The sequence below is a fragment of the Streptomyces sp. NPDC048434 genome (genome assembly GCF_043200375.1).
In the GTDB taxonomy this organism is placed as follows: domain Bacteria; phylum Actinomycetota; class Actinomycetes; order Streptomycetales; family Streptomycetaceae; genus Streptomyces.
Genome location: NZ_JBICXQ010000004.1, coordinates 220,439 through 244,911, shown reverse-complemented (window position 1 = coordinate 244,911; position 24,473 = coordinate 220,439). Strand labels below are relative to the sequence as shown.

Annotated in this window: 22 protein-coding genes and 1 pseudogene; 13 read left to right on the top strand and 10 right to left on the bottom strand. The window is 71.2% G+C overall.

Annotation, left to right across the window (positions count from 1 at the left end; all coding sequences use genetic code 11):
- Window positions 1–47: 47 nt before the first annotated feature.
- Both ACGFWI_RS06910 and ACGFWI_RS06905 read right to left on the bottom strand, forming a co-directional pair.
- A complete protein-coding gene (locus tag ACGFWI_RS06910; protein WP_393904861.1) occupies window positions 48–1,037 on the bottom strand; it encodes a D-cysteine desulfhydrase family protein in 990 nt (329 codons plus the stop codon).
- A gap of 78 nt (window positions 1,038–1,115) precedes the next feature.
- Window positions 1,116–1,892 carry a FadR/GntR family transcriptional regulator gene (locus tag ACGFWI_RS06905; RefSeq protein WP_393904860.1) on the bottom strand — a complete coding sequence of 259 codons (777 nt, stop codon included), beginning with the start codon at window positions 1,890–1,892 and terminating at the stop codon, window positions 1,116–1,118.
- Between the two features lie 164 nt (window positions 1,893–2,056).
- On the opposite strand from ACGFWI_RS06905, the gene ACGFWI_RS06900 reads away from it, so the two are divergent.
- The 4 genes from ACGFWI_RS06900 (at window position 2,057) to ACGFWI_RS06885 (ending at window position 6,514) form a co-directional block, all read left to right on the top strand.
- Window positions 2,057–2,956, top strand: a complete 900-nt coding sequence (locus ACGFWI_RS06900) for a carbon-nitrogen hydrolase family protein (RefSeq protein ID WP_393904859.1) — start codon at window positions 2,057–2,059, stop codon at window positions 2,954–2,956.
- Window positions 2,957–3,006: 50 nt separating this feature from the next.
- Window positions 3,007–4,365 (top strand): APC family permease, encoded by a 1,359-nt coding sequence (locus ACGFWI_RS06895; protein ID WP_393904858.1) that lies wholly within the window; start codon window positions 3,007–3,009, stop codon window positions 4,363–4,365.
- A 137-nt stretch (window positions 4,366–4,502) separates the two neighbouring features.
- A complete protein-coding gene (locus tag ACGFWI_RS06890) occupies window positions 4,503–5,141 on the top strand; it encodes a hypothetical protein (RefSeq protein ID WP_393904857.1) in 639 nt (212 codons plus the stop codon).
- Window positions 5,138–6,514 (top strand): nucleotidyl transferase AbiEii/AbiGii toxin family protein, encoded by a 1,377-nt coding sequence (locus tag ACGFWI_RS06885; protein WP_393904856.1) that lies wholly within the window; start codon window positions 5,138–5,140, stop codon window positions 6,512–6,514. Before ACGFWI_RS06890 ends, ACGFWI_RS06885 begins: the two co-directional genes overlap by 4 nt.
- A 53-nt stretch (window positions 6,515–6,567) precedes the next feature.
- On the opposite strand, the gene ACGFWI_RS06880 is transcribed toward ACGFWI_RS06885, so the two are convergent.
- Window positions 6,568–6,960, bottom strand: coding sequence for a PPOX class F420-dependent oxidoreductase (locus ACGFWI_RS06880; protein ID WP_393904855.1), 393 nt, complete (start codon window positions 6,958–6,960; stop codon window positions 6,568–6,570).
- A 392-nt stretch (window positions 6,961–7,352) separates the two neighbouring features.
- Here ACGFWI_RS06880 and ACGFWI_RS06875 point away from each other — a divergent pair, with 392 nt between their 5' ends.
- The 3 genes from ACGFWI_RS06875 to ACGFWI_RS06865 all read left to right on the top strand — a co-directional run bounded on the left by ACGFWI_RS06875 (window position 7,353) and on the right by ACGFWI_RS06865 (window position 12,188).
- On the top strand, window positions 7,353–7,904 hold the full coding sequence (locus ACGFWI_RS06875) for a MarR family winged helix-turn-helix transcriptional regulator (RefSeq protein ID WP_393904854.1): 552 nt from the start codon (window positions 7,353–7,355) through the stop codon (window positions 7,902–7,904).
- Window positions 7,901–10,498: an MFS transporter gene (locus tag ACGFWI_RS06870; RefSeq protein WP_393904853.1), complete on the top strand. Its 2,598-nt coding sequence runs from the start codon at window positions 7,901–7,903 to the stop codon at window positions 10,496–10,498. Before ACGFWI_RS06875 ends, ACGFWI_RS06870 begins: the two co-directional genes overlap by 4 nt.
- A 229-nt stretch (window positions 10,499–10,727) precedes the next feature.
- Entirely contained in the window at window positions 10,728–12,188 is a 1,461-nt protein-coding gene (locus ACGFWI_RS06865) for an SDR family NAD(P)-dependent oxidoreductase (RefSeq protein ID WP_393904852.1), read from the top strand.
- Here ACGFWI_RS06865 and ACGFWI_RS06860 read toward each other — a convergent pair.
- A complete protein-coding gene (locus tag ACGFWI_RS06860) occupies window positions 12,167–13,168 on the bottom strand; it encodes a LysR family transcriptional regulator (RefSeq protein ID WP_393904851.1) in 1,002 nt (333 codons plus the stop codon). The genes ACGFWI_RS06865 and ACGFWI_RS06860 overlap by 22 nt on opposite strands.
- A 159-nt stretch (window positions 13,169–13,327) precedes the next feature.
- Between ACGFWI_RS06860 and ACGFWI_RS06855 the strand changes: the two genes are divergently transcribed.
- Complete coding sequence (locus ACGFWI_RS06855) at window positions 13,328–13,945, top strand: maleylpyruvate isomerase family mycothiol-dependent enzyme (RefSeq protein WP_393904850.1); 618 nt, start codon at window positions 13,328–13,330, stop codon at window positions 13,943–13,945.
- A gap of 100 nt (window positions 13,946–14,045) precedes the next feature.
- On the opposite strand, the gene ACGFWI_RS06850 is transcribed toward ACGFWI_RS06855, so the two are convergent.
- Window positions 14,046–16,070, bottom strand: a complete 2,025-nt coding sequence (locus tag ACGFWI_RS06850; protein ID WP_393904849.1) for a M3 family metallopeptidase — start codon at window positions 16,068–16,070, stop codon at window positions 14,046–14,048.
- A gap of 271 nt (window positions 16,071–16,341) precedes the next feature.
- Between ACGFWI_RS06850 and ACGFWI_RS06845 the strand changes: the two genes are divergently transcribed.
- A complete protein-coding gene (locus tag ACGFWI_RS06845) occupies window positions 16,342–16,779 on the top strand; it encodes a CBS domain-containing protein (RefSeq protein ID WP_393904848.1) in 438 nt (145 codons plus the stop codon).
- 177 nt (window positions 16,780–16,956) lie between these two features.
- Here ACGFWI_RS06845 and ACGFWI_RS06840 read toward each other — a convergent pair whose 3' ends face one another.
- Complete coding sequence (locus tag ACGFWI_RS06840; RefSeq protein WP_393904847.1) at window positions 16,957–17,649, bottom strand: transglycosylase family protein; 693 nt, start codon at window positions 17,647–17,649, stop codon at window positions 16,957–16,959.
- Window positions 17,650–18,331: 682 nt separating this feature from the next.
- Window positions 18,332–18,634 carry a hypothetical protein gene (locus ACGFWI_RS06835; protein WP_393904846.1) on the bottom strand — a complete coding sequence of 101 codons (303 nt, stop codon included), beginning with the start codon at window positions 18,632–18,634 and terminating at the stop codon, window positions 18,332–18,334.
- A 289-nt stretch (window positions 18,635–18,923) separates the two neighbouring features.
- On the opposite strand from ACGFWI_RS06835, the pseudogene ACGFWI_RS06830 reads away from it, so the two are divergent.
- Window positions 18,924–19,324, top strand: a pseudogene (locus ACGFWI_RS06830) (FAD-dependent monooxygenase); the annotation flags it as partial.
- Between the two features lie 499 nt (window positions 19,325–19,823).
- Here ACGFWI_RS06830 and ACGFWI_RS06825 read toward each other — a convergent pair.
- Entirely contained in the window at window positions 19,824–20,303 is a 480-nt protein-coding gene (locus ACGFWI_RS06825; protein WP_393904845.1) for an EF-hand domain-containing protein, read from the bottom strand.
- A gap of 503 nt (window positions 20,304–20,806) precedes the next feature.
- On the opposite strand from ACGFWI_RS06825, the gene ACGFWI_RS06820 reads away from it, so the two are divergent.
- Window positions 20,807–21,538 (top strand): L,D-transpeptidase family protein, encoded by a 732-nt coding sequence (locus tag ACGFWI_RS06820; protein ID WP_393904844.1) that lies wholly within the window; start codon window positions 20,807–20,809, stop codon window positions 21,536–21,538.
- 165 nt (window positions 21,539–21,703) lie between these two features.
- Here ACGFWI_RS06820 and ACGFWI_RS06815 read toward each other — a convergent pair whose 3' ends face one another.
- Window positions 21,704–22,099, bottom strand: coding sequence for a thiol-disulfide oxidoreductase DCC family protein (locus ACGFWI_RS06815; RefSeq protein ID WP_393904843.1), 396 nt, complete (start codon window positions 22,097–22,099; stop codon window positions 21,704–21,706).
- Window positions 22,100–22,200: 101 nt separating this feature from the next.
- Here ACGFWI_RS06815 and ACGFWI_RS06810 point away from each other — a divergent pair, with 101 nt between their 5' ends.
- Complete coding sequence (locus ACGFWI_RS06810) at window positions 22,201–22,743, top strand: GNAT family N-acetyltransferase (protein ID WP_393904842.1); 543 nt, start codon at window positions 22,201–22,203, stop codon at window positions 22,741–22,743.
- Between the two features lie 180 nt (window positions 22,744–22,923).
- Here the strand turns inward: ACGFWI_RS06810 and ACGFWI_RS06805 are convergent, their stop codons facing one another.
- Window positions 22,924–23,427 (bottom strand): hypothetical protein, encoded by a 504-nt coding sequence (locus tag ACGFWI_RS06805; protein WP_393904841.1) that lies wholly within the window; start codon window positions 23,425–23,427, stop codon window positions 22,924–22,926.
- Between the two features lie 213 nt (window positions 23,428–23,640).
- Between ACGFWI_RS06805 and ACGFWI_RS06800 the strand changes: the two genes are divergently transcribed.
- A complete protein-coding gene (locus ACGFWI_RS06800) occupies window positions 23,641–24,462 on the top strand; it encodes an SDR family oxidoreductase (RefSeq protein ID WP_393904840.1) in 822 nt (273 codons plus the stop codon).
- Window positions 24,463–24,473 lie beyond the last annotated feature (11 nt).

The following is a 24,473-nucleotide window of genomic DNA, read 5'->3' as shown; positions in this document are numbered from 1 at the left end:
TGAACCCGCGGCGCCGCCGTGGGCGGCAGTCTGGCGCCGGGGCGCCGCTACGGGGTGAAGACCGTGAGCGCCTCCTGGGACCGGGCGACGGCCGCGGCATGGCCGAACAGACCGGGCAGACCGCCGGAGTGCAGCAACACGGTGCGCTGTCCGGGCACCACGGTCCCGTCCCGGACCGCTGCCCGCAGACCGGCCAGCGCGCGCCCGGTGTAGACGGGGTCGAGTACGACGCCCTCCGTACGGCCCGCCAGTGTCAGCGCGTCCATCGAGGCGTCCGTCAAGGTGCTGTAGCCGGCGCCGACTTGGTCCCGCCGCAGGCGCAGTGACCCCGGAGCGAGGACCGCACCGGAGAGGCCGGCGACCAGCCCGGTCACCGCGCCCGCCGGGTCGGCCAGCGCGCCGCAGTCGACACCCAGCACGCGGGTGGGCCCGAGCACGTCCACCAGGCCGGCCATGGTGCCACCGGACCCGAGGGCGACGACGACGGTGTCCAGGTCCGGGGCCTGGCCGAGCAGTTCGCGCCCGCACTCGGCGTAGCCGTACGCGCCGAGCGGGCTGGAACCACCGAAGGGAATGAGGGCCGGTACGGCGCCCCTTCGCCGGAGCTGTCCGGCCACCCGCTCCGCCGCGGCGGCGAGTTCCTCGCCCCGCACCTCCCCGGCCCAGGCGACGGTGGCCCCGAAGAGGCCGTCGAGAGCGAGGTTGCCGGAGGCCGACGAGTCCGGGGAGCCGGCCAGTACGAGCACGACATCGAGTCCCAGCCGGGCACCGGCCGCCGCGGTCAGCCGGGCGTGGTTGCTCTGCGGGGCGCCGGTCGTCACCAGGGTCGTGGCCCCCTCGGCGAGCGCCGCACCACAGGTCCACTCCAGCTTGCGCACCTTGTTGCCGCCGCCACCGAGACCGGTGAGGTCGTCGCGCTTGATCCAGAGGTCCGCCGTCCCGAGGCCGAGCGCACGGGCCAGCCGCGGCGCCGGCTCCAGCGGGGTCGGCCAGGTCCCGAGTGCTGCCCGCCGCGGGGCGCCGCTGCCCAAGGTCATCGTCACTGTCCTTCCGTCCGCCCTGCCCTTGTCGGTCCGCCGGTCAGCGTGCCATGCCGGGCCGACGGCCGGCTCCGCTCATTCGCCGGCCGTCGGCCCGGCACCGTCCATCAGGCCCACGAACATCGTCCGGTGCAGCTGGGCGACGTGCCGCCGGGCGACCTCGGCCGCGCCCACCGGATCGCCGCGGCGCAGGGCGTCGACCAGGGCGCGGTGTTCGCAGTTGGACCGCCGGAGGGTGTCCAGCGGATACGGCAGGTAGTAGCGGTAGAGGTCCTGCAGCACCGCGCCGTACGGTGCGGCGGCGAAGGTGACGCCGGTGGCCTCCGCCACCGCCAGGTGGAACCGCTCGTCGTGGCCGCGGAACTCGGTCCAGCTCTCGGCCGCGTCCATCTCGCCGACGAGCCGGTCGAGCGCGTCGAGGGCGGCTTCGCCGGCATGCAGGGCCGCCAGATGGGCGACACCGCATTCGAGGACGAGCCGGTGGTCGATCAGCCGGTGGACCTCGGCCGCTGCCGCGCGGTAGGCCGCGGCCTCGGTGACGGTTCCCTTGGCCGGCCGCTCGGCGACGAGGGTGCCGCCGGTCCGGCCGCGCCGGCGCTCCAGCACACCGTCGGCGTGCAGCGAGGCGAGCGCGCGGCGGACGGTGATGTCCCCGACGCCCAGTGCGGCGGCGATCTCATCGGTCGGCGGGAGCCGCTCGCCGGGGGCCAGCAGGCCGAGCTCGACGGCGAGGGCGATACGGGCGCGCACCGTATCCAGGGCGGAGAGCCGTTGAATGCCGCCCAGTGGCGGGGCATTCAGGCCCCGCACCGCGGCCTCGGGCTCCGTGGCGTCGGGAAGGTGTCCGGGCATGACTCACCCTAACAAAGATCTCATTATGAGATCTCTTGAATAAGAGCTCATCTTGCTCTAATTTCATGCGGGTCTTGATGTCCCCCGGCGGCCCGTCGGGGTGCTCCCCCCGGCGGCCCGTCGGCCACAGCGCCGTCCGGCCAGTGAGAACGCAGGTGAGGCCCGTGTCCCGACCCCTGCCCGTAGCCCTCGTCCAGGCGCCGCCCCGCCCGGCCACGGCACCCTTGTCCGGCTTCGCCGAGGAGGTCGGGGAGCTGATTGCACGCTTCCCGCAGACCCGGCTCGTCGTGTATCCCGAGCTGCATCTGTGCGGGGTGACCGGCTCCGCCGACGCGTCCGAGGACCAGCTGCGAGCGGCGGCCGAACCGCTGGACGGCCCCCGTGCGCGGCAACTCGCCGAGCTCGCCGGCGACCTGGGCATCTGGCTCGTACCCGGCAGCGTCTGTGAGCGGGGGCCGGACGGCGAACTGTTCAACACGGCGCTGGCCTTCTCGCCCGAGGGCCGGCCGGCCGCCTCCTATCGCAAGCTCTTCCCGTGGCGGCCGCACGAGCCCTACGTCCCCGGGGACCGCTTCGTCGTCCTCGACCTGCCGGGGACCGGCCGGGTCGGCTTCTCGATCTGCTACGACGCCTGGTTTCCCGAAGTGGCCCGCCACCTCGCCTGGATGGGCGCCGAGGTGATCATCAATCCCGTCATGACCACCACCTCCGACCGCGCCCAGGAGCTGGTGCTCGCCCGCGCCAACGCCATCGTCAACCAGGTGTTCGTGCTCAGCGTCAACACCGCGGGCCCCACCGGCACCGGCCGCAGTCTCGTCGTCGACCCCGAAGGCCGGGTGCGCACCGAGGCCTTCGGCCAAGGTCCCGCCGTCCTCACCGATGTGCTGGACCTCGACGACGTCACCCGGGTACGGGAGTTCGGCACGGCCGGTCTGAACCGTATGTGGGACCAGTTCACCGACACCGACGCTCCGCTGGAACTCCCGCTCTACGACGGACGTATCGACCCACGCCGCTGGCGGCCCGCCGGCCCCGCCCCGTTCCCTCCCCACACGGGCGACTGACCCCCGACCCGCCTCCCTCCCCGTACCGCGGCACATCCCCGGAGCCACCCATGGACCCCTCCGAGCACACGCTCGCCCGCACCCTCACCCTCAAGTCCGTCGTCCTGTTCGGACTCGCGTACATGACCCCGCTGATCGTCCTGGGGACCTTCGGCGTCGTGGCCGACACCACGGGGGGCGCCGTGCCCACGGCCTATCTCCTCGCCCTGTGCGCGATGCTGTTCACCGCGCACAGCTACGGGAAAATGGCGGCCGCCTACCCGGTCGCCGGATCGGCGTACACCTATGTCAGGGAGGCCATCGACGGACGCGTCGGCTTCCTCGTCGGCTGGGCGACGCTGCTGGACTACTTCTTCCTGCCCATGGTCATCTGGCTCATCGGCGGTGCCTATCTGCAGGCGGAGTTCCCCGGCGTCCCGTTCTGGGTGTGGATCCTCGGCTTCATCGTGCTGACCACGGCGCTGAACGTCCGGGGCATCAAGACCGCGGAACGCGTCAACGACCTGCTGATGGTCTTCCAGTTCCTGGTGATCGCGTTCTTTGTGCTGCTGTCCCTGCGGCACGTGGTCCAGCTCGGCGGGGCGGGCGCACTCGCCGACGCCACGCCCTTCGCCAACCACGCCACCACCCTGGCCGGCATCTCGGCGGGCGCCGCCATCGCGGCCTACTCCTTTCTCGGCTTCGACGCGGTCACCACACTCACCGAGGAGACCATCGACGCGAAACGGACCATGCCCCGCGCCATCCTCCTCGTCGCCCTCATCGGCGGCGGAATCTTCGTCGCGGTGGCCTATGCGACCCAACTGGTCCACCCGGGCAGCGCGTTCACCGACGCCGACTCCGCGGCCTTCGAGATCGCCCGGGTCATCGGCGGGGATGTGTTCGCCGCCGTCTTCCTCGCCGGGCTGGTCGTCGCCCAGTTCGCCTCCGGCATCTCCGCCCAGGCCAGTACCTCCCGGCTGCTGCTCGCCATGGGCCGCGACTCGGTCCTCCCGCGCAAGACCTTCGGGTGGATCCACCCCCGGCTGCGCACCCCCGTCTTCAACATCGTGCTCACCGGCGCCGTCGGCCTCATCGCCCTGCGGATGAACGTGGCCACCTCCACGTCCTTCATCAACTTCGGCGCGTTCACCGCCTTCACCTTCGTCAACCTCAGCGTCCTTGCGACGTACCTCCGCAGCCGCCGGGCTGGGGACCGCCCCCGCGTCCTGCCCTACGTGATCGCCCCGGTGATCGGCGCCGCCGTCGACATCTGGCTGTTGGCCCATCTCGACTTCAAGGCCCAACTCCTGGGCCTGATCTGGCTGGCGCTGGGCATCGCCTATCTCACCTTCCTCACGAAGGGCTTCCGCAGGCCCCCGCCGAAGATGGAACTCACCGAGGACTCCCGTACCGCCGCCACCACGTGAAGCGGTCCGGCGGATGGTGCCAGACCCTGCCGCCGGACGCTGTGTGATCATTTCGGGATGAGTGCGAGCGGCGGGGCATGGTGCCCGGGTACCGGACGGCAGCGGCCGGGCGCCCCGCTTTTGCGGGGGAGTTCGAGGTGCATCTCACCGTCCGGGACGACGGGGACCGCGAGGTGGCCGGGCAACTGGCCGAGTATGCGGCGGCACATCGCATCAAGTGCGTCCATATCCTGCTGGCACAGGGAGAGGTGCCCTCGCAGCCGATGCTGACGCTGCGGGGGACCGGGACGTACGAGGAGGTCCGGGCCGAGGCCGTCGCGAGGGCGGACGGGCTGCGGGCCGCGGGGTTCGAGGTGGTGCGGACGAAGATCGAGGCCACGCCCTGGAGCGCCGGCGTCCCCGGCACGGACGCGGAGGCCGCGGGGCTCGGTCCCGACTACTACTTCGAGCATCACCTCAAGCTGGTACTGGCGCGTTCCGCTCCCGTCGACTCCCTGCTCGCCCTCGCCGTCGGACACGGTGCGCACCTCTCGCGCAACGCACGGCGGGTGCGGTCCGACGGCCGGGAGGAGCGGTTTGTGACCCAGCGCTGCCGGATGGTGGGCCTGGCGACCGCGGGGCAGCGGCTGGACGCCCTGTCGGGGCGGCTGCGGGCCGCGGGCCACCAAATAGCCGCCGTGGAGCGGGAGTTCGTGGTCCATGACGGGAATGTGGCGCTCGACGCGGGCTGGCTGGACGGGGAGTGCGCAGCGACGGGGGAGAGGATCGGCTCATGACGGGGACCGACGAGACGGGCGCGGCGGCGAAGTGGCGGGCGTTCCGGTACGGGCCGTGGGAGGACACGGCGGTCGTGCCACGGGCCCGGCCGGACGAGGTGACGCGGGCGGAGATGGATCTGCCGGCCACCCTGCTTCCCGTACCGGATGACGGGGTGGTGCAGCGCCCGGTGTTCGACCCCGCGGCACTCCATCATGTCTTCGGGATGCGCCTGGGCGAGCCGAGCTTCGCGGACGCGGCGGTCGGTGAGCGCTGGTACGAGGCGCGGCGCCATGCGCTGCATCACGTACTGGCGGCGCTCGCACAGTCCCCGTGGGCGGGTCATCTGGTCCTCCGCGGCAGCATGCTGCTCGCGTCGTGGTTCGGGGAAGCGGCACGCGAGCCGGGTGATCTCGACTTCGTCGTGGTGCCGGATACCTGGCAGCCGGCGGACGACCGTACGGACCGGATGCTCGACGGCATCGCCGCCGCGGCCGAGGCGCTGTCCCACCGCGGCGGCCCGGTACGCCTGGACGCGCATGCCGCGGTCGGCGACGAGATCTGGTCGTACGACCGGGTGCCGGGCCGGCGGCTCGTCATCCCGTGGACCGCCGAAGCCGACGGTGTACCGGCGGGCAGCGTGCAGCTCGACTTCGTCTTCCACGAGCGGCTGCCCGCGCCAGCGGAGCCCACCGAGATCCGCGGACCGCAGGGCACCGCACCGGTGCTGGTCCGTGCGGCGACCCCCGCACTGTCGCTCGCCTGGAAGGTGCTCTGGCTGGTGAGCGACCTGCACCCGGAGGGCAAGGATCTCTACGACGCCGTCCTGCTCGCCGAGTGCACCGAGTTGCCGTTCGCCCTGCTGCGCGAGGTGTTCCGGGGCGTGGACGGCGGCAGCTTCGACCGGCATCCGGTGCTGCTGCAGACCCTCTCCGAGATCGCGGGCGACTGGTCCGAGCTCCGCAAGGAGTATCCGGACCGGACCGGGTTCGCGGGCGCGGGCCCGTGCGTCGAGCACGAGTACGTCGATCGTCTCGTGACGGCTCTGGAGCCCACCTTCGCCAGGGACGACGGCAGCGGCGATACCGCCGCGTACCGGCAGCGGGCCGCCTGGTTCGCCTCGCTCACCGCGGAATTCGCTGAGGTCCTTGCCGGGCGGGGCATGGACGCGGTGCAGGCCCTGCTGCTCGATCGGAACGTGACGTTCGACAACACGGTCGTCATCACACGGGAGCTGTCCGGTCGCGACGGATCCGCCCTGCGGGATGCGGCCGCCGTGGTGGCGGAGTTCCGCAGGGACCATCCGGCGGTCGTCCGGCGGACGTGGCTGCTCGCCGACCCTGATGAGGTGGTGCGGCAGCTGAGCGGAGATGCGGGCGGCGCATCGGGCTGAACCGGGCCGGCCGCCGGTGGCTCGTACACCCGGTACACCCCGTACCGTCCCCTCTAACCGGTGCCGCTGATGCTCTCCGGCTCGATGACGAAGAGCACGCGCTCCTGGTCGCGGCCCCCGTACCAGGGATAGGGCCGGCCGAGGTACTTCTGGGCGAGCTGCTCGATGTGCTCGACCGCGCCCTCGGTCGTCGTCTCGACCACCCGGCCGCGTATCTGGAAGTAGCGCGACGGGTTGTCCGGGTCGGAGACGGCGACGGCCACGCGGGCGTCGCGCCCGATGTTCCGGGTCTTCACATGGGTCCGGACGCTGTTGATCAGCACATGCTCGCCGTCGGTGTCGACCCAGGTCTGGGTCAGCTGAGGTGAACCGTCCGGCATCGAGGTGGCCAGATAGCAGGTGCTCGGGCGGCGCAGCAGCGCGAGAAGTTCAGAGGGAAAGTGCACAACGGTCTCCCGGCCGGTCGCGGATGGGGCGGCGGTCCGTCCGGTCTCGTTCCGCCGCTGGGTGCAGGTGCGCTGCATGTGGTGGCCGTGGCGGAGCATATACGGGCCGGTCCGCGCCGCGATCTTCGGGCGGCGCGGACCGGGCGGGGCCCGAAGAGGAGGGACCGAGGGGAGATCCGGAGCCGGACCTCGCCGGCCGCGGTTTCGATTTCCGCCGTCCTCTCCCGTCAGGTGCGAGGGGCCGCTGCCTCCCTCTCCTCATCCCTCTCCCCATCCCCTCTCGCCCGACCCGCTGTTGGGTGGTGCGAAGCAGTCGGTGCCAGCCGCTATGCTTGCTGGATACAAGCAATGTGTTCAGCGGACCGACGACATCACCGCGAAGGATCACGACGATGAGTAAGGGCACGGTCCATGACTGCGACCGGGCTGCTCCGCAGGTCACCGCCTCGTCGGGACTCGACGAGGCCGCCTCCGGGCTGGGGACGGAGATCGTCCGCTTCTCGCGGCTGATCGCGGCGTGGAAGCAGCGCGCCAAGACCGACGGAGGCGCCGCGGACCGGGTACTGCTGGCCAGACTGGTGGTCGGCGGGGACCAGCGGGCGACCGATCTGGCCGCCGATGCGTTCCTCGACCTGTCGACCGTCAGCCGTCAGGTGCGCTCGCTGGTCGAGCGGGGACTGGTGACCCGTCGCCCCGACCCGGAGGACCGCCGCGGGTCTTTGCTGGCGGCGACCGACGCGGGGCGTGCCGCTTTCGCGCAGTACCGCGCTCAGCGCGACGCCGAACTGGCCGCGCTCCTCGAACCGTGGTCGCCCGACGACCGGGCCGACCTGATCCGGCTGCTGGGCCGTCTCAACGAGGACATGGCAGAACGACAACACACACGGCTGGGCCCCGGGGGAGACCAGGGTGACGCCGTGGAGCAGGGAGACATACGTACATGAGCACAGCCACCTCCCCGCCCCCGGCGGGAGCCGAGGCGATACCCCAACCGGGAACCCTGAGCCACCGTCAGATCCTCACCATCCTCAGCGGCTTGATGCTGGGGATGTTCCTGGCCGCGCTCGACCAGACCATCGTCAGCACGTCCATCCGGACCATCGCCGACGATCTGCACGGCCTCAGCGAGCAGGCCTGGGCGACCACCGCCTATCTGATCACCTCGACGATCGCCACACCGCTGTACGGCAAGCTGTCCGACCTGTACGGCCGCAAGCCGTACTACCTGGCCGCGATCACCATCTTCGTCGCGGGTTCGGTGCTGTGCACGTTCTCCACCTCGATGACCGAACTCGCCGCCTTCCGGGCGGTGCAGGGCCTGGGCGCCGGCGGTCTGATGTCGCTGGCGCTGGCGATCATCGGTGACATCGTTCCGCCCCGCGAACGCGCCCGGTACCAGGGCTACATGCTGGGCACCTTCGCCACCTCCAGCGTGGCCGGGCCGCTGATCGGCGGCGCGCTCGCCGGTCAGGACCAGCTGCTGGGCATCACCGGATGGCGCTGGGTCTTCCTGGTCAACGTGCCGATCGGCATCGTCGCGCTGTTCGTCGTCGCGAGGGTGCTCAACATCCCGCACACCAGGCGCGATCACCGCATCGACTGGTGGGGTGCGCTCACCATCTCCGTCGGCGTCGTTCCGCTGCTGCTCGTCGCGGAGCAGGGCCGGGAGTGGGGCTGGGACTCGTCCCGGTCGATCGCCTGTTATGCCATCGGTGCGGTGGGCATCATCGCCTGGATCTTCGTCGAGCGGTGGATCGGCGACGATGCGCTGATCCCGATGCGGCTGTTCCGCAACGGCACCTTCAGCAAGACCAGTCTGCTGTCCGTGCTGATCGGTATGGGCATGTTCGGCGGGATGCTGATGATCCCGCAGTACCTCCAGATCGTGAAGGGTGCCAGCCCCACCAAGTCGGGTCTGGAAATGCTGCCGTTGATGGCGGGCATGATGATCGCCTCGATCGCCTCGGGCCAGATCACCGCCAAGACCGGCCGCTACAAGATCTTCCCGATCATCGGTACCGCACTGATGATCGCGGCGATGCTGCTCTTCCACTTCAGGGTCCAGTGGGACACCCCGCTGTGGCAGACCATGGTGTACATGCTGGTCTTCGGCCTGGGCCTGGGCGGATGTATGCAGACCCTGGTGCTGGCCGTACAGAACGCGGTGCCGCCGCGGGACATGGGCGTGGCGACCGCCTCGTCCACGTTCTTCCGTCAGATGGGTGCCACCGCCGGTACCGCGATCTTCCTGTCGGTGCTGTTCAGCACGGTCGGCGACAAGATCTCCTCGGCGTTCAAGGACGCGGTGTCCACCGAGCGCTTCCAGGCCGCACTGCACGATCCCGCGGTGCTGCACGACCCCGCGAACAAGCCCGTGCTGGACATGCTCAAGCACCCCGGCAACGGCAACTCCTCCGGTGTGCTGAGCGATTCGTCGTTCATCCAGCACCTCGACCCGCGGTTGGCCGAGCCGTTCAAGCGCGGCTTCGCCGACTCGATGCACACCGTGTTCCTCATGGGCGCGATCGTCGTCGCCCTGGCCTTCCTGCTGATGTGGTTCATCAAGGAGGTGCCGCTGCGGCAGTTCTCCGGCCTGCAGGCACGTGCGCAGGCCGAGGCCGAGGCGGAGTCCGCCAAGGGCGCGGCCGACGGTGCGGTTGACGCCACCGGCGGCGCGGATGCGCACGAGCCGGCCGATGTTCCGGCCGCCGACGCCGTACCGGTCCTCGCCGCGGCCCCCTCGGGCTCAGCGGACGGCGGAGCGGGCACGACCGGACCGGTGATCCGGGGAACGGTGCGCGACGGCGGCGGCAGGCCGGTGGCGCAGGCCGCGGTGACCCTGATCAGTGTCGGCGGCCGGCAGCTCGGCCGTACGGCGACCGGGGCCGACGGCGGCTACGTCCTGCCCACGACGGGCGCCGGCACCTATGTACTGATCGGCTCCGCGGGAGCCCGCCGGCCGCAGGCCGTGACCGTGGCGGTGGGCGGCGAGCCGGTGTCGTTCGACCTGACCCTCAGCGGCGCGGCCGGTCTCTTGGGCGAGGTCCGCGAGGAGAAGGGCGACGACCCGGTGCCCGGCGCACTCGTCGTGGCCACCGACGTACGCGGCGAGGTCGTGGCCTCGGGCGTGGCCGGCCAGGACGGCGGCTTCGCGTTCGGTGAACTGACCCCGGGCAGCTACACCCTGGCCGTCAGCGCCCAGCACCACCGTCCGTCCGCCCTCCAGGTGGAGGTCACCTCCGGCGACCGCAACTGGTACGAGGTGCGGCTGACGCTCGGTGCCCAGGTACGCGGGACCGTCCGTACGCTACGCGGCGGCCCGGTGGACGATGCCCGGGTGACCCTGCTCGACCCGGCGGGCAACGTGGTGGCCACCGCCACCAGCGGTCAGGACGGTGAGTACGTCTTCACCGACCTCGACAGCGGCGAGTACACCGTGATCGCCGCCGGCTATCCGCCGGTCGCCGCCCCACTGAACCTGGGGGCCGACGGAAACAGCGGGTTCGACCTCGAACTGAGCCACGACCCGGCGAGCTGACGAGCGGCGATCGATACAGGTGAGGGGCTCGGCGGGGGAGCAGCGCCGGGCCCCTCGCCCATGAGCCGGCCAGGAAAGGCAGGGGCCTGCTCAACGGCGCCCGCCGCACCTCCGGCCCCCGCTCACCAGCAGAAGCGCCCCTGCCGGGTTTGGCGCTGCAGCCTCGGCCTACGTACAGTTCCGCCGAAGCTTGAATAGAACACACGATCCCAGGGAAGCGGCAGCGGCAATGACGGTGACCGAAACAGGCCGGGCCGATGGCACGGGTATCGACTCGGAGCGGATGGCGGTCTGCCTGAGCGTGCTGGAGGAGCTCGACGCGCTGCCCGTCGACCACCCGGACGCGATCGCCATACGACGCGCCACCGCCGGCATCTACCGCAAGGTGAAGCAGCGCCGCCGGCAGGAACGCCGGGCGGCCAAGAGTGCCAACGACAGGGCCGTGACCGCGGCCACGGCCACCGGTGCGCCCGGCCGGATCGACGACGAGACACAGGGACTGGCCCTCACCAGCTCCGTGACCACCGAGATCGCCGGAATCCTGGAGCGGCCCAGGTCCTGCTACACCTGCAAGTCCCGCTACGTCGAGGTCGACGCCTTCTACCACCAGCTCTGTCCGCCCTGCGCCAAGGAGAACCGGTTCCGCCGCGACGCCCGCACGGACCTCAGCGGCAGGCGCGCACTGCTCACCGGCGGCCGGGCCAAGATCGGCATGTATATCGCCCTCCGTCTGCTGCGTGACGGCGCCCACACGACCATCACCACCCGCTTCCCGAGCGACGCCGTCCGTCGCTTCAAGGCGATGCCCGACAGCGCGGAGTGGCTGCACCGGCTGAAGATCGTCGGAATCGATCTCCGTGATCCGGCCCAGGTCATCGCGCTCGCCCACTCGGTGAGCGCCGAGGGCCCCCTCGACATTCTGATCAACAACGCCGCCCAGACCGTCCGCCGGTCCCCCGAGGCGTATGGGCAGCTGATCGCCGCCGAGTCCGCCCCGCTGCCCGCCGGGGAACTGCCCGCCTCCGTCGTCCTCGGCCGATTCGGCAGCGGCACTCCCGCCGCCCTCACCGCCGCATCCGCCACGCACAGTGCGCTGAGCGCCGAGGAACTCACCTCCCTCGCCCTGACCACCGGCTCCGCCTCGCCCGCGCGGATCGAGGCGGGCACCGCGATCGACGCCGGCGGCCTCGTACCGGATCTGCACGCGACCAACACCTGGATCCAGAAGGTGGACGAGGTCGACCCGGTCGAGCTCCTGGAAGTCCAGCTGTGCAATATGACCGCGCCCTTCCTGCTGGTCAGCAGGCTGCGCCCGGCGATGGCGGCGGCCCCCGCACGCCGCAAGTACGTGGTCAACGTCTCGGCCATGGAAGGCCAGTTCAGCCGCGGCTACAAGGGCGCCGGGCATCCGCACACCAATATGGCCAAGGCGGCGCTGAACATGCTCACCCGGACCAGCGCCCGGGAGATGCTGGACACCGACGGCATCCTCATGACGGCCGTGGACACCGGCTGGATCACCGATGAGCGCCCGCACCCCGACAAGATGCGACTGGCCGACGAGGGCTTCCACGCTCCCCTCGACCTGGTCGACGGAGCGGCCCGGGTGTACGACCCGATCGTCCGCGGCGAGCTGGGTGAGGACCTGTTCGGCTGCTTCCTCAAGGACTACGCGCCCGCGGCCTGGTGATCCGGACCGCCTGCCGCCGCGGGCCGGGCGTTCCCGGTCAGCGGTCCGGCCGGTGGTTCCCCGCGGGTCCCCGGGACGGGAAGGCTGGCGCGCAGCCGGCCCAGCAGGGCTCTGGCCGCGGGGCCGGCGGGCCCCTCCGTCCGCCAGGTCAGCGCGACCCGGCCACGCGGTCGCGGCGCGGTGATCTCCAGCGTCCGCAGCCCGGCAGCTGACGCCTCGTCCGCCGGCAGCGCCGGGACGACGGCGACGCCGAGGCCACGGGCCGCAAGCCGCGCCAGCACCTGCGGGGCGGCTGCCTCGAAGGCGACGCGAGGCCGGATTCCGGCCTCCGCGCAGGCGCGTTCCAGCACCCCGCGCAGACCGGTACCGCGCGGCAGACTGATCAACGGGCGATCGCGGAGGGCGGCCAGCGGGACGCTCGTACGGTCGGCGTGCCCCGCCAGGAGGGGGTCGTCCGGGGCGACGGCGGCGACCAGGGGCTCGTCGACCACGACCTGGCAGGAGAGGCCCGGCGGCGGTTCCTCGGCCGCGAGCCCGATCACGGCGACGTCGAGAGCACCGCCGTGCAGTGCGGCGAGCATCCGCTCCGAGGTGTCCTCGGTGAGGGAGATCTCGACCTGCGGGTGCGCATCGTGGAAGTCGGCCAGCAGCGAAGCCAGATCGAATCTGCGGGTGCCGGCGCCCGAGACCAGGCCGACCCGTACCCGGCCGCGGAGCAGCCCGCTGAACTCGTCCACGGTCTGCCGAATCTCCTCGACGGCAGCGAGCGCGGCCCGCGCATACGTGAGGACGGTCTCGCCCACCTCCGTCGTGGTCACCGAACGGCCGGAGCGGTCCAGGAGCGGCTGCCCCAACTCCCTTTCGAGCTGCCGGATCTGTGCGCTCACCCCTGGCTGCGCCAGATGCAGCCGGGCGGCCGCACGGGTGAAGTTGGCCTCCTCCACCACAGCGACGAAGTACTGCAGCTGCCGAAGTTCCATAACTGCTGATTCTAGAGAGGAGAACAGCAAGCTCTTGGACTTATGACGAAGGTGCCAAGACCCTTGGGTGAGAGACAGTTCGAGAGACGCATCCCGAGGGGGAACGCCGATGGCTGATTGCCGGAGGAGAACGTCTACGGGTTCGGGAGGAGTACACAGATGAGTATCGAAGCGGCGATCGCGGCCGAACGCCGGGAACTGGCAGACCTGTTGGACGGTCTGACGGCCGAGCAGTGGGAGGCGCCGACGCTCTGCGCGGGGTGGCGGGTACGGCATGTCGCGGCCCATATGTCGATGGGGTTCCGCTACTCGCTCCCCAAGACGGCCGTCGAACTCGTCAGAGCGGGCGGCAATCTCCACCGGATGACCGACCGGTGCGCCCGCAGGGACGCGGCCGCCGCGTCGACGGGTGAGCTTGCCGACTTCCTCCGGGACAACGCGCATCACCCCTGGAAGCCACCGGTCGGCGGCCTCGCGTCGGCGCTGGCGCACGACGTGGTGCACGGCCTGGACATCACGGTCGCCCTCGGCCTCGACCGGCGCGTTCCCGAGGACCGGATACGCCTCCTCCTGGAGAAGGTCACCCTCCGGACCGCCAGATTCTTCGGCGCCGACCTCACCGGTACCGAGCTCCGCGCCGACGACCTCGACTGGTCCTTCGGCAACGGCACGCCGCTGTCCGGCGCCGCCCAGGATCTGCTGCTGGTCGCGTACGGCCGTAGGCTCCCGCCGGGCCGTCTCCAGGGGGAGCGGCACCACCGGTTCGCCGTCGGCTGACCCCGGCCGAACGGTTCGGCGGCCGCTCCCGCCCCACCACGGAGCAGCCGCCGGTCAGGCACCAGCGGGCCGCGGCGCCCTCATGCACGGTCTCCGGGGATCAGCCGTCCAGCCCGTGGCGCGCCAGCAGCGGCCCGAGCTCCGGGTCCCGCCCGACCACCGCGCGAAAGGCTCCGAGCGGGTCGACGCTGCCGCCCTTGCCGAGGAGTTCCCGGCGGAAGACCTCACCGCTCTCACGGATCGTCTTCCCGTTCTCGCGGAACCAGCGCACGGTGTCGGCATCCAGCACTTCGGCCCAGCGGTAGCCGTAGTACCCGGCCGCGTAGCCGCCGCTGAAGATATGGGCGAAGTAGCCGGTGCGATAGCGCGGCGGGATCGTGGACATCGCGAGCCCGTAGCGCTCCAGCGCGGCCGCCTCGAACGCCTCGGCCTCGTCGGCCCCCGGGGCGTCGCCATCGGCGGAAAGGGTGTGCCAGGCCCAGTCCAGCACCGCGGCGGCCTGGTGCTCCACCATCCGGAAGCCCGCGCCGAACTTCTCCGCCTCGCGCAGCCGGGCCGGCAGTTCGGCCGGCATCGGCTCGCCGGTGACGTGGTGCCGGGCGTAATGGGCCAGCACCTCCGGCCAGTCCGCCCACACCTCGTTGACCTGGGAGGGGAACTCGACGAAATCGCGCGGCACTTGGGTCCCGGACAGCAGCGGGTAGCGTACGTCGGAGAACAGGCCGTGCAGCGCATGCCCGAATTCGTGGAACAGCGTGTTGACCTCGCTCCAGGTCAGCAGTACCGGCTCGCCCGCCGGGGGCTTGGCGACATTCAGGTTGTTGACCACCACCGGCCTGTGGCCGAGCAGATGGGACTGCGGTACCAGTGCGTCCATCCAGGCGCCGCCCCGCTTGGAATCGCGCGCGTGGAAGTCGCCGATGTACAGGCCGAGCGGGCTGCCGTCGGCGTCGTGCACCTCGTAGATGCGGGCGTCCGGGTGGTACGACACCAGGTCGGGGCGCCGGGTGAAAGTGATCCCGTAGACCAGCTCGGCGGCATGGAACACACCGTCGTGCAGCACGGTCTCCAGCTCCAGATAGGGCCGCAGCACCGACGCGTCGAGCGCGAACCGCTCCTTGCGCACCCGCTCGGAGAAGTACTGCCAGTCCGCCGCGCGGATCTCCGCAACGCCGGCCGCCTCGGCCAGGGCCGCACCCTCCCGCTCGGCATTGGCGGTGGCGGGAGCGACCAGCCGGCCGAGCAGTTCCTCGACGGCGTCCGTGGTGCCGGCGGTCCGGTCCGCGACCTCCCAGGCGGCATGGCTGGGGTAGCCGAGCAGGGCGGCGCGCTCCGCACGCCGGGTGGCCAGGGCGACGGCGACCGGGCCGTTGCTGTCCATGCCGCGCCCGAGGGAGGCGGTGAGCAGCCGCTCGCGCAGCGCAGGGTCGTCCAGAGCGGCGAGTTCGGTCTGGTGGGAGAAGTTCTTCAGGCTGAGCACGAACTTGCCCTGGTGCCCCAGTGCCTGGGCGTTCGCGGCGGCGGCCGCGATCTGGTCCGCGGGCAGACCGGCCAGCTCCTCGGCACGGTCCAGCACGAGGGCAGCATCCGCGGTGGCTGCCCGGAGGTTCTGCCCGAACTCGGTGCACCGGGCTGCGATCTCGGCATTCAGCTCGCGCAGGCGCTGCTGCTGCTCCGGGGCGAGCCGCGCGCCGGCCCGGATCCGGCTCGTGTGGTGCCGCTCCAGCAGCCGCAGCTGCTCCGGGTCCCGGCCGAGCCGCTCGCGTCGGCCGAAGAGCGCGTCCAGCCGGGCGAACAGCGCGGAGTCGAGCAGCAGCGCATCGTCATGGGCGGCCAGCCGGGGAGCGATCTCGACCTCGATCGCCTGGATCTCCTCGTCGGTATCCGTCGCCGCCTTGTTGAAGAACACCCTGCGCACCCGGCCCAGGACCGCGCCGCTGCGCTCCAGCGCCTCCACGGTGTTCTCGAAGGTCGCCGGCTCGGCGTCGGCGCCGATGGCTGCCACCTCGGCCAGCTGGTCGGCCATTCCGCGTGCGAAGGCAGGCAGAAAGTGTTCGTTCCTGATCTGCGCGAAGGGCGGCAGGGCGTAGGGCAGATCACTCGGCTCGAAGAAAGGATTCGACATGGTCACAGAGGCTGACACTACGCCCGGGGGTGCGGTCCGGTCCCGCAGTCGCCCCATGATGACGCTTGTGCGCGCGGGTAGTTGACACCCGGAACGTGCGGCGGTGGCCGCGAGGCGGTGGCGGGTCTCCCGTCGTCTTCCGCGCCCTCGCGCGGCGCCGGCTGAAGAGCGATCCCGCCCCGCCGGGGCAGCATCGCCCGGGGAGCGTCGTGGGGCCATTCGTGGTGTGATCGAAGCGAGGCAAGTACCCACTCCTGCGACAGGAGGAATCATGGCCAGCAAGCTGCGAGCCCGCGACATCATGTCCGGCGGAGCGCACTGTGTGGGTGCACATGAGTCGCTGATGGATGCGGCGAAGATGATGCGGGACCTGTCCGTCGGCTGCGTACCCATCTGCGGTGACAACAACAGGCTCATGGGTATGATCACCGATCGCGACATCGTCGTCACCTGTTGTGCCGAAGGGGTCGACCCGGCGACGGTGCAGGCCGGTTCCATGGGGGGCAAGCTGCACTGGATCGACGCGGATGCGGACGCCTCCGAGGTCCTGCGGACCATGGAGGATCACCACATCAAGCGCCTGCCGGTGATCGACGTCAAAGGCGGCCACCAGTTGGTGGGAATGATCACCGAGGCCAACCTCGCGAAGAACCTCAGCGACGCGGAGATCGCGGAGTTCGCGAACCGCGTGTACGCGACCGCCGACTGAGGCGCCGGTCCCCGCGACGGCACGCACCTACGGAGTCGGCGCAGGCGACGTCGGCCCCACCACCACGTCCCGCGGTGGCCCGTCCCCTCCGACGAGCCACCGCGGTGTGAAAGCGCGGAGCATCAGCGGAATTCCCCTGGCGGCGGGCCCGGGAATCCCCGCTATTCCGTTACGCGCTCAGTGGGCGGCGGAGTGTGGTAAAGCCAGTCGTGTGCCGGGGAAAATCAGATGCGGATTCGCCCCGATCACCTTCCGGTTCAGCCGGTAGAATTCCTGCCAGCCGAGGCCGTGTGCATACGCGAGGCCGCTCACCGTGTCGCCGGCATTGACGACGACCGAGCCGCCGGTACTCCGATGGCGTCCCACTTTGAATCGCTTCTCATGGGACTGCGGATGGCGGGCCCGCGCCCGGGCCGACGGGTCTGCCTGCCGCTGCGGAGCGGGGCGCGCTGTGGTGGTCCGCGGAGTGCGGTGCGCGGTGGCCGAGTTGAGTCCCAGTGACGCGGAGCAGGCCGGCCAGGCGCCCCAGCCCTGACGGGCCAGTACCCTCTCCGCCACCTGGATCTGCTCGGACCGGGTCGCCCGCGCCGCTCGTGACGCGAAGGCACCGCCGCCGAAGGAGTGCCAGGTGGAGTGGGCGAACTGCAGCCCTCCGGAGAACCCGTTGCCCGTGTCGATACGCCAGTTCCCTCCGCTCTCGCACCCGGCCAGGCGGTCCCAGGCCCCGCCCGACCGGGCCTCGGCGGACTGCCCGGACGCCAGGTTCAGCGTGCCGGCCGCGAGCAGGACTGCCGCTGCCGTGATGCCCCGGACGCCATAGCCCCGGAATTCACTCCGGGCAGGCGATGCCGATGCCTGCGAGAATTCCATGCCCTTACTCCCGTCGCTCGCCGCGCAGTTGCCTGGCGGTCATTCAGGAATCCTGGCGCTTTTCGGCGTACGCGTTCGCATGGTGCTCGAACCGCGTTTCCGTGCGGCGCCATGAATTTGACGGGGAAGAGACAACCACGCCCCGAGTTCGCCCCGGCAGAGCGCGCGGTAGCGCCGCCGAGGGTCGGCTTGCACCCTTGCCGTCGGAGCGCGGCCATGCTTGTGCCGTACGGACCTGTTCAGACGGGCAGGGGCGCACCCGTGATACCGCAGGCGCATCACCCCCCTGCATCCGGCGATCACCCGCCCGGCCCGGGGGTGTCCGCCGAGCGCAACCGGCGCACTCGACGCACGCGCTGCGCAGGTCCGCATGCACCGCGCACGGGCTGCCGGCAGTGCAACGGCCCGTTCTGCCCTGGTGCAACGGCGCATCGTGCACGGGTACGGCGGCGCGAACCGCGTCGCCGTACGGCCTTGCCGCCGGTCCCCGTTGCCGACCCTGTCGTCCGGGAGGCCGGCCGGACCCGGCGGGCAGCACCAGCGGAAGAGCCGGACGCCCGCCGTATCGGCAGTCGTCCGGCTCTTCGGGCCGTGCGCTCACCGCCCGCCCCTCACCGTGCAGCCGGCCGGTCTGCTGGAGCTGAGGTAGCGAGGGGGCGAAAGCCCCTGGGAACGTGGGGAATTACAGGGGCCTGGCCCACAGGTCGTACTGGAGCCCCGAGCCGTCGCAGAACGGGTCGGCCCACTTGCCGCTAGCCACCAGGTCGGTACCTGCCGCCTGGCAATCGCTGAGCGTCCAGAACTTCTTGCCGGTCCAGACGGTTCCGGGAGGACCGTCCATCGGCTTCTGCTGGTGCTGTGCGTGGGAAGCGGCAGGGGTGGCGCTCGCCGCCCCCGTAGCGGCACTGGCATGGGTGGCACCCAGTCCGACCACCGCCAGCGTGGCGGCGGCGAAGGCGCCGGTGAGAATTCGCCCGTTACGCATGTGATGTCCTTTCCCTGCAGCGTCAGAGCCCCTTGCGAGCCCCTCACTTCGGACACGAACGGGCCTCCGTGCCCGTATGACATCACTTCATGTGGCCTGCATCACAAGGGTGTTGGGGGAGTGGCGACGCCGGTGCGTGGCGCATGCCGTGCCGACGCCCTCGCGCACCCGACCTGCTGGACACAGTGCGGCCCGGCGGTGTCGCGAGGCGGCGCGCTCGTGCGAAATGGACAGACATTCCGCGTTGTGTTGCATTGGAGAGGAGCGCGTTCCCGCTCGGGAGGCAGCCGTGGCCGATGTGGATGTGCTGGTCGTAGGGGCGGGTCCCGTAGGGCTGACGGCGGCCTCCGAGCTGCAGCGTCGAGGCGTGCGCTGCCGCGTCATCGACCGATTGCCCGCGCCGCAGCCGTTCGCCAAGGCGGTGGGCATCCAGCCCAGGACGCTGAGATCTGGGACCGCATGGGGATGGTCCGGGAGGCACTGGAAGCCGCGGTCCCGCTCCGGGGGCAGTTGCTCTACGTCAATGGCATCCAGCAGGCGCGCATCGAGCTGACGCTGCCGCCGGAGGTCCCGTACCGCTTTGCCGCGCTTCCGCAGAACGACACCGAACGCCTCCTTGAGGAATTGCTCATGCGCTGGGGAGGCCGGGTCGAGCGCGGCACGGAACTGGTGGGTTTCGAGCAGGCGCCGGGGGACCGTGCGCCGGACTGCGGCGGCCTCCGCTACGACCTCGCCACCTTCCCGTCCCGTCTGTTCGACCTGCTGCGCGGCGACGAACACACCCTGCTGCTGTATGCGGACCACGAGGACCAGCTGCCGCCGTACGACGAGGTGGCGGATGCGGCACGGAGCAGGGCGCACGGGCTGCTGAACGTCCGGGTGATCGCCGCCCCGCACCTCCGGACGGACGGTCTGCTGCTGCCCGTCGTCCAGGACAGCCGTGACGAGTTCCGGCAGATCTACGGCGCACGCGGCGGCGAAGGATTCCTCATCCGGCCCGACGGCTACGTGGGGCTGTGGACCGACCGGGCGAGCGGTCCGGAGCTGTTGGCCCAGCTCGCGCTGACCTTCAGGACGTGAGCGGCGGCCGGCGGCACCCGTCGGCGACGGGCCGACCTGCCCGCTGCGGTGAACCGGCGCACCGCTCGTCCGGGAACGCGGCCCGTCGACGCCGCTGACGCCTACGCGCTCACGGCGCCTGCCACGCGTCGACCATCAGCCGCCCGTCGCCGTCATCGTCCAGCGCCGTGAAGGCCGCCTCCGCCTGGGCGGCCGAGTACCCTGCCGCGCGGTGCACGGCCGTGAAGTCCGCCAGGCTGACCACACCGTCCCCGTCGGCATCGGCCAGTGCGACGGTCGCGGCGACCGACGGCCCCACGACCCTGCCGAGCATCCCCGACTCGCCGGCCCGCGCGAACGCGGCGACGAACTGCTCCCGGTCCAGACGGCCCGAACCGTCCACGTTCGCCAGGGCGGCGAGCTCGTCGAAGGTGTTGCGCATCCCCGCCCGCAACGCCTGCGCCTTGGCGGACTCCTCCGGTTCGCCCACCGCTTTCGTCAGCACGCGGGCCCGCTCGGTGAAGTCCTGCGCGGTCAGGTAGCCGTCGCCATCGGTGTCGTACGTGGCGAAGCGGTGCTCGTACTCGGTCCGCAGGGCATCGGTGATCATGTGTGGTCCCTTCTGGAGGTGGGCTCTCGGCGGAGCCTGGAGAGGCGACCGTGCGCGGGGTGCCGCGACCGCCCGCCATGAGCACAGTAAGTGGCGAGCGGATAGCGGAGCGTTATCGACCGGGGTGTGTTCGGGTTCGCGCCACTGGGGAGGCGGGCGGGATCCGGGCGGGGCGGTGGAGCAGGCGGCCGTGATGGCGGAAACCTGTGCGGGTTTGCGGCGGGGGGCAGACGGGGGGCACAGACAAGGTTAAGGTCACCTACTCCTGTGACCCCGGCATGGACCACCAGCTGGTCGCCAACGCAACCAGCCGGACCGGCCACGAAGGCTCGGTCGCCGCAGGCACGGTGCTGTAAACGCGGCCGTCACCCCCGGGCGGAGGGCCGGACAATCCCCCGTCTGCCGGGGCGTGCCGCACCCTGTCGGGCCATGGCGTGACCTATCAGATATTTCGGGTCGGTCACGCCTGCAACCGACGGGTCGGGCAAACAGTCCTACGGGGCATGAAAAGACAACTGAACCTGCGGATACGGCGGGGCGGCGCCGGCCGCCGGGCAGGCGCGGCGGCCGCCCTCACGGCGCTGACCCTTCCGCTGACGGTGGCCTTCGGCTCCACGGCCCAGGCCGCCACCGCTTCGTCCTGCACCGCGAGCCGCGGCCCGTACCAGAAGCAGGCCGAGAAGTTCCTTGGGCGTCCGGTGGACGGCCGGCAGTCGGCGGCGGACTGCCGGGCGATCCGTGACTTCCAGACCAGCCATGGCATCACCCCGAACATCGGCTACGCAGGCCCCGTCACCTGGGGCGTGATGAGCCTCGTGGCGCAGCAGAAGGCAGCCGGGAACAACCCGAACAAGGCACATAAGTGCCCCACCGACAAGGGCCGGATCGCCTGCGTCGACCTCACCCGCCAGCTCAGCTGGATCCAGGACGGATCAAAGCTGGTGTTCGGGCCGGTACCGGTCCGCAGCGGCCGCGACGGGTACGAGACCCGCACCGGCGCCAAGAAGATCTACTGGCGCAACCTGCACCACGTGTCGACGATCTACCACGTGGCCATGCCGTACAGCCAGTTTTTCGACGGCGGCCAGGCCTTCCACTCCATCAGCGGCAGCGTCTGGTCGGCCCCCGGCTCGCACGGCTGCGTCAATATGCGCAGCAACGACGCCAAGAAGTACTGGTCCCTGCTCAAGAACGGTGATGACGTCTACGTCTACGGCCGTAAGTCCGGAACCTGAGCCCGGACCGGGCAGGCCGGGCAGCGCTGCGGAGGGAAGAAGCGCCCGATGGCGGAACGCCACCGGGCGCCGAGCCGTCCGCACGCCGAGCCGTCCGCACGCCGAGCCGTCCGCACGCCGAGCCGTCCGCACGCCGGACCGGCTCCGTCCGTCCGGCCGGACGCGCTATGACCGGTTCCGGCCGTTCCGGGAGGACGGCAGCGCACAGGCCGCCGTACCGCCCGGCAGCCGCTGACGGTTGTTCGCGATGATCCGGTACGCGCCCTGGGCGACCCACCGCACCGGCGGAAGCATGAGCAGTGCGCCCACCACCGGCCATCCGCCGCGTGCGCTCATCAGCAGCTTGGCGACAGCCTGGGCGCCACCGTGGACGGATCCGGCCGGGGTCACCCACAACACCTCGCGTTCGGCGCGTTGTTGAGTGATGCCGAGCCGTACGAGGTCGGTGAACTGCCAGGGCGTCGCGGCACAGCGCGGCCGCAGACACCGTTCCGCGAACCGGACCGAGGAGGTGCAGAAGGCGCAGTCGCCGTCATAGACAAGTACGGATTGCCGCTGCATCGTCCCGTAGCCTCCGCTCCGGTGTCCGGGCAGTCACAATGATAGGCGAGCCGCCACCACGAGGAACTGCGGAGCGGTGCGTCGCCCGGGGGAGGAGTCGGATGCCGCTCGCCATGGAGGCCGAGATCATCCACACCGGCCGGCTGACTCTTCTGCCGCTGCGGGTCGACCATGCCGAGGAACTGGCCGCTGTGCTGTCCGATCCGGACCTGCACACCTTCACCGGCGGCGCCCCGGCGACCCCGCAGGCGCTGCGCACCCGCCATGAACGGCTGGTTGCCGGCTCCCCCGACCCCGCTGTCACCTGGTGCAACTGGGTGATCCAGGTCCGCGATCAGGGCTGCCTGGCAGGCACGGTCCAGGCGACGGTCACCGCCGACGAGCACGGAAATGTAGCGGAGGTCGCCTGGGTGGTGGGGACGGACCGGCAGCGTCGCGGCATCGCCACCGAGGCGGCCCGGGGGCTCGTCGGCTGGCTCCGCGAACAGCCCGTGCAGACCCTCGTCGCCCATATCCACCCGGACCACCGTGCCTCTGCCGCCGTCGCCGCCGCTGCCGGGTTCCGCCCCACCGGCCATGAGCGGTACGGCGAGACGAGATGGAAGCGGAGTGCAGCGGGCGGTGGGGCGGAGACCGGGTGGTGAACGAGGAAGCGGCCGCGAGCGGTACGGCGCACCACGCGGCGTCGCACGGAGGAGGGCGACGCGGGTGACGTACGGCCGTACTCCGTGACACGCCCGGCGGGGCCCGTTGTTCCGTGCGTGCCGCCGGGCGCATTCATGCCCGTACCCGGGTCCGTCTACGGACGGTGCCGGGTGGTCGGGTCAGCGGGCCGGCAGGTGGTACAGGGCCATCGGCGTCACATAGCCGGGCCAGCGGCCGTCGGCGAACAGATGCACACCGGCGTCCTGATAGGACTGGTCGACGAGTTGGGAGCAGATCATGTGCCGGGTGCTGGCGACATAGCGGCGCAGCCCCGGAACGGGCAGGTGGAACCGGTGCGTGGCGATCGCCAGGTAGTCGAGGAAGCTGTAGGGCACCCCGGCATAGCGGGCGCCGGCCGCGCAGATGTCGGCGCGCTGCCGCTCGGTGAGCCGTTCCGGGCAGACGTAGACCACGTCCGCGTCGGCGTAGGTGGTGAGGGGCACGATGCGGGCGCCACCCGGCTCGGCCTCTAGCAGCCGGTTGTCGGGCAGGACGAGGAAGGCGTGTTCGTAGTCGGCGAAGCCGTCTCCGTTGATCCACTGTCCGAAGCGGATCAACTGGCCGGTGGCGCCGGATATTTGGGTGAGTCCGATGTCGCCGGGCAGGGGATGGGTGTGCTTCATGAGCAGCTCCCAGAGCCAAAGGGGGGTTCCCGTGGGTAATACCCGCTGTCCGGGCGGACGCACCGCGTCCGCGGGCGGGTGTCGGCGGAGGACGGAGCGCACATGCCAGATGGCGGAGGGGAGGGACGGCGGGCGCCGGGCGGGGTACGGGTCTGCGGAGCGGGATTCGGCTGCTGTGGGCCGACGAGATCGAGCGGGAGGAGCGGGACGACGATGGGCAGCTCAGAGGCCGGGCATTCCATGACGGTGCGTCAGGACGGGGCCGGAGCAGGCGGCGGCGACCGGAAGGCGTTGTCGGGCACTGTGGCGCTGGTGACCGGCGCCTCCAGCGGTATCGGTGCGGCCGCCTCCCTGGCGCTGGCCCGCGAGGGCTGCTCCCTCGCACTGGTCGCCCGGCGTACCGAGCGGCTGGAGCAGCTCACGGAGACGATCGGTGAACTGGGCGGATCAGCCTTCGCCCTGACGGCCGATCTCGCTGACACGACGCAGGCACGGCGCGCCGTCGAGGAGGCCGTCGACCACTTCGGACGGCTGGACGTCCTGCTGAACAACGCGGGCTTCGGCGTGCGCGGCTCGGTGGAGGACAGCGATCCCCAGGACTGGGAGCGGATGGTCGACCTCAACTTCACGGCGGTTCTGCGGATGTCGCACGCCGCACTCCCGCATCTGCTGCGCGCGGCGCACGAGGGGCCGCGGGGCGTGGCCGACCTGGTGACCGTCAGCTCGGTCGCGGGCCGGGTGCCCCGTAAGGACAACAGCGTCTACTCAGCCACCAAGCACGCGGTGTGCTCCTTCAGCGAGGCGCTGCGCCAGGAAGTGACCGGACGGCAGGTACGGGTCGGACTCGTCGAGCCGGGCATGACCGGGACGGAGATGACACGTGGCGGCTCCCAGGCCGCATCGGCCCACGGGCTGCCGCCGGAGAGCTGGCTGCAGGCCCAGGACATCGCCCGGGTCATCACCTTCATGGTCACTCAGCCGCCGCATGTGGCGATCAACGAGATCGCCGTGCGGCCGACCGCCCAGGAACGCTGACCGCCCCGCCC

Excerpts from the sequence above, each read along its gene's own strand:
- ACGFWI_RS06910 (WP_393904861.1), bottom strand. The coding sequence starts at position 1,037 with ATGACCTTGGGCAGCGGCGCCCCGCGGCGGGCAGCACTCGGGACCTGG.
- ACGFWI_RS06905 (WP_393904860.1), bottom strand. The coding sequence starts at position 1,892 with ATGCCCGGACACCTTCCCGACGCCACGGAGCCCGAGGCCGCGGTGCGG.
- ACGFWI_RS06895 (WP_393904858.1), top strand. The coding sequence starts at position 3,007 with ATGGACCCCTCCGAGCACACGCTCGCCCGCACCCTCACCCTCAAGTCC.
- ACGFWI_RS06885 (WP_393904856.1), top strand. The coding sequence starts at position 5,138 with ATGACGGGGACCGACGAGACGGGCGCGGCGGCGAAGTGGCGGGCGTTC.
- ACGFWI_RS06875 (WP_393904854.1), top strand. The coding sequence starts at position 7,353 with ATGAGTAAGGGCACGGTCCATGACTGCGACCGGGCTGCTCCGCAGGTC.
- ACGFWI_RS06870 (WP_393904853.1), top strand. The coding sequence starts at position 7,901 with ATGAGCACAGCCACCTCCCCGCCCCCGGCGGGAGCCGAGGCGATACCC.
- ACGFWI_RS06865 (WP_393904852.1), top strand. The coding sequence starts at position 10,728 with ATGACGGTGACCGAAACAGGCCGGGCCGATGGCACGGGTATCGACTCG.
- ACGFWI_RS06860 (WP_393904851.1), bottom strand. The coding sequence starts at position 13,168 with ATGGAACTTCGGCAGCTGCAGTACTTCGTCGCTGTGGTGGAGGAGGCC.
- ACGFWI_RS06855 (WP_393904850.1), top strand. The coding sequence starts at position 13,328 with ATGAGTATCGAAGCGGCGATCGCGGCCGAACGCCGGGAACTGGCAGAC.
- ACGFWI_RS06850 (WP_393904849.1), bottom strand. The coding sequence starts at position 16,070 with ATGTCGAATCCTTTCTTCGAGCCGAGTGATCTGCCCTACGCCCTGCCG.
- ACGFWI_RS06845 (WP_393904848.1), top strand. The coding sequence starts at position 16,342 with ATGGCCAGCAAGCTGCGAGCCCGCGACATCATGTCCGGCGGAGCGCAC.
- ACGFWI_RS06840 (WP_393904847.1), bottom strand. The coding sequence starts at position 17,649 with ATGGAATTCTCGCAGGCATCGGCATCGCCTGCCCGGAGTGAATTCCGG.
- ACGFWI_RS06835 (WP_393904846.1), bottom strand. The coding sequence starts at position 18,634 with ATGCGTAACGGGCGAATTCTCACCGGCGCCTTCGCCGCCGCCACGCTG.
- ACGFWI_RS06825 (WP_393904845.1), bottom strand. The coding sequence starts at position 20,303 with ATGATCACCGATGCCCTGCGGACCGAGTACGAGCACCGCTTCGCCACG.
- ACGFWI_RS06820 (WP_393904844.1), top strand. The coding sequence starts at position 20,807 with ATGAAAAGACAACTGAACCTGCGGATACGGCGGGGCGGCGCCGGCCGC.
- ACGFWI_RS06815 (WP_393904843.1), bottom strand. The coding sequence starts at position 22,099 with ATGCAGCGGCAATCCGTACTTGTCTATGACGGCGACTGCGCCTTCTGC.
- ACGFWI_RS06810 (WP_393904842.1), top strand. The coding sequence starts at position 22,201 with ATGCCGCTCGCCATGGAGGCCGAGATCATCCACACCGGCCGGCTGACT.
- ACGFWI_RS06805 (WP_393904841.1), bottom strand. The coding sequence starts at position 23,427 with ATGAAGCACACCCATCCCCTGCCCGGCGACATCGGACTCACCCAAATA.
- ACGFWI_RS06800 (WP_393904840.1), top strand. The coding sequence starts at position 23,641 with ATGGGCAGCTCAGAGGCCGGGCATTCCATGACGGTGCGTCAGGACGGG.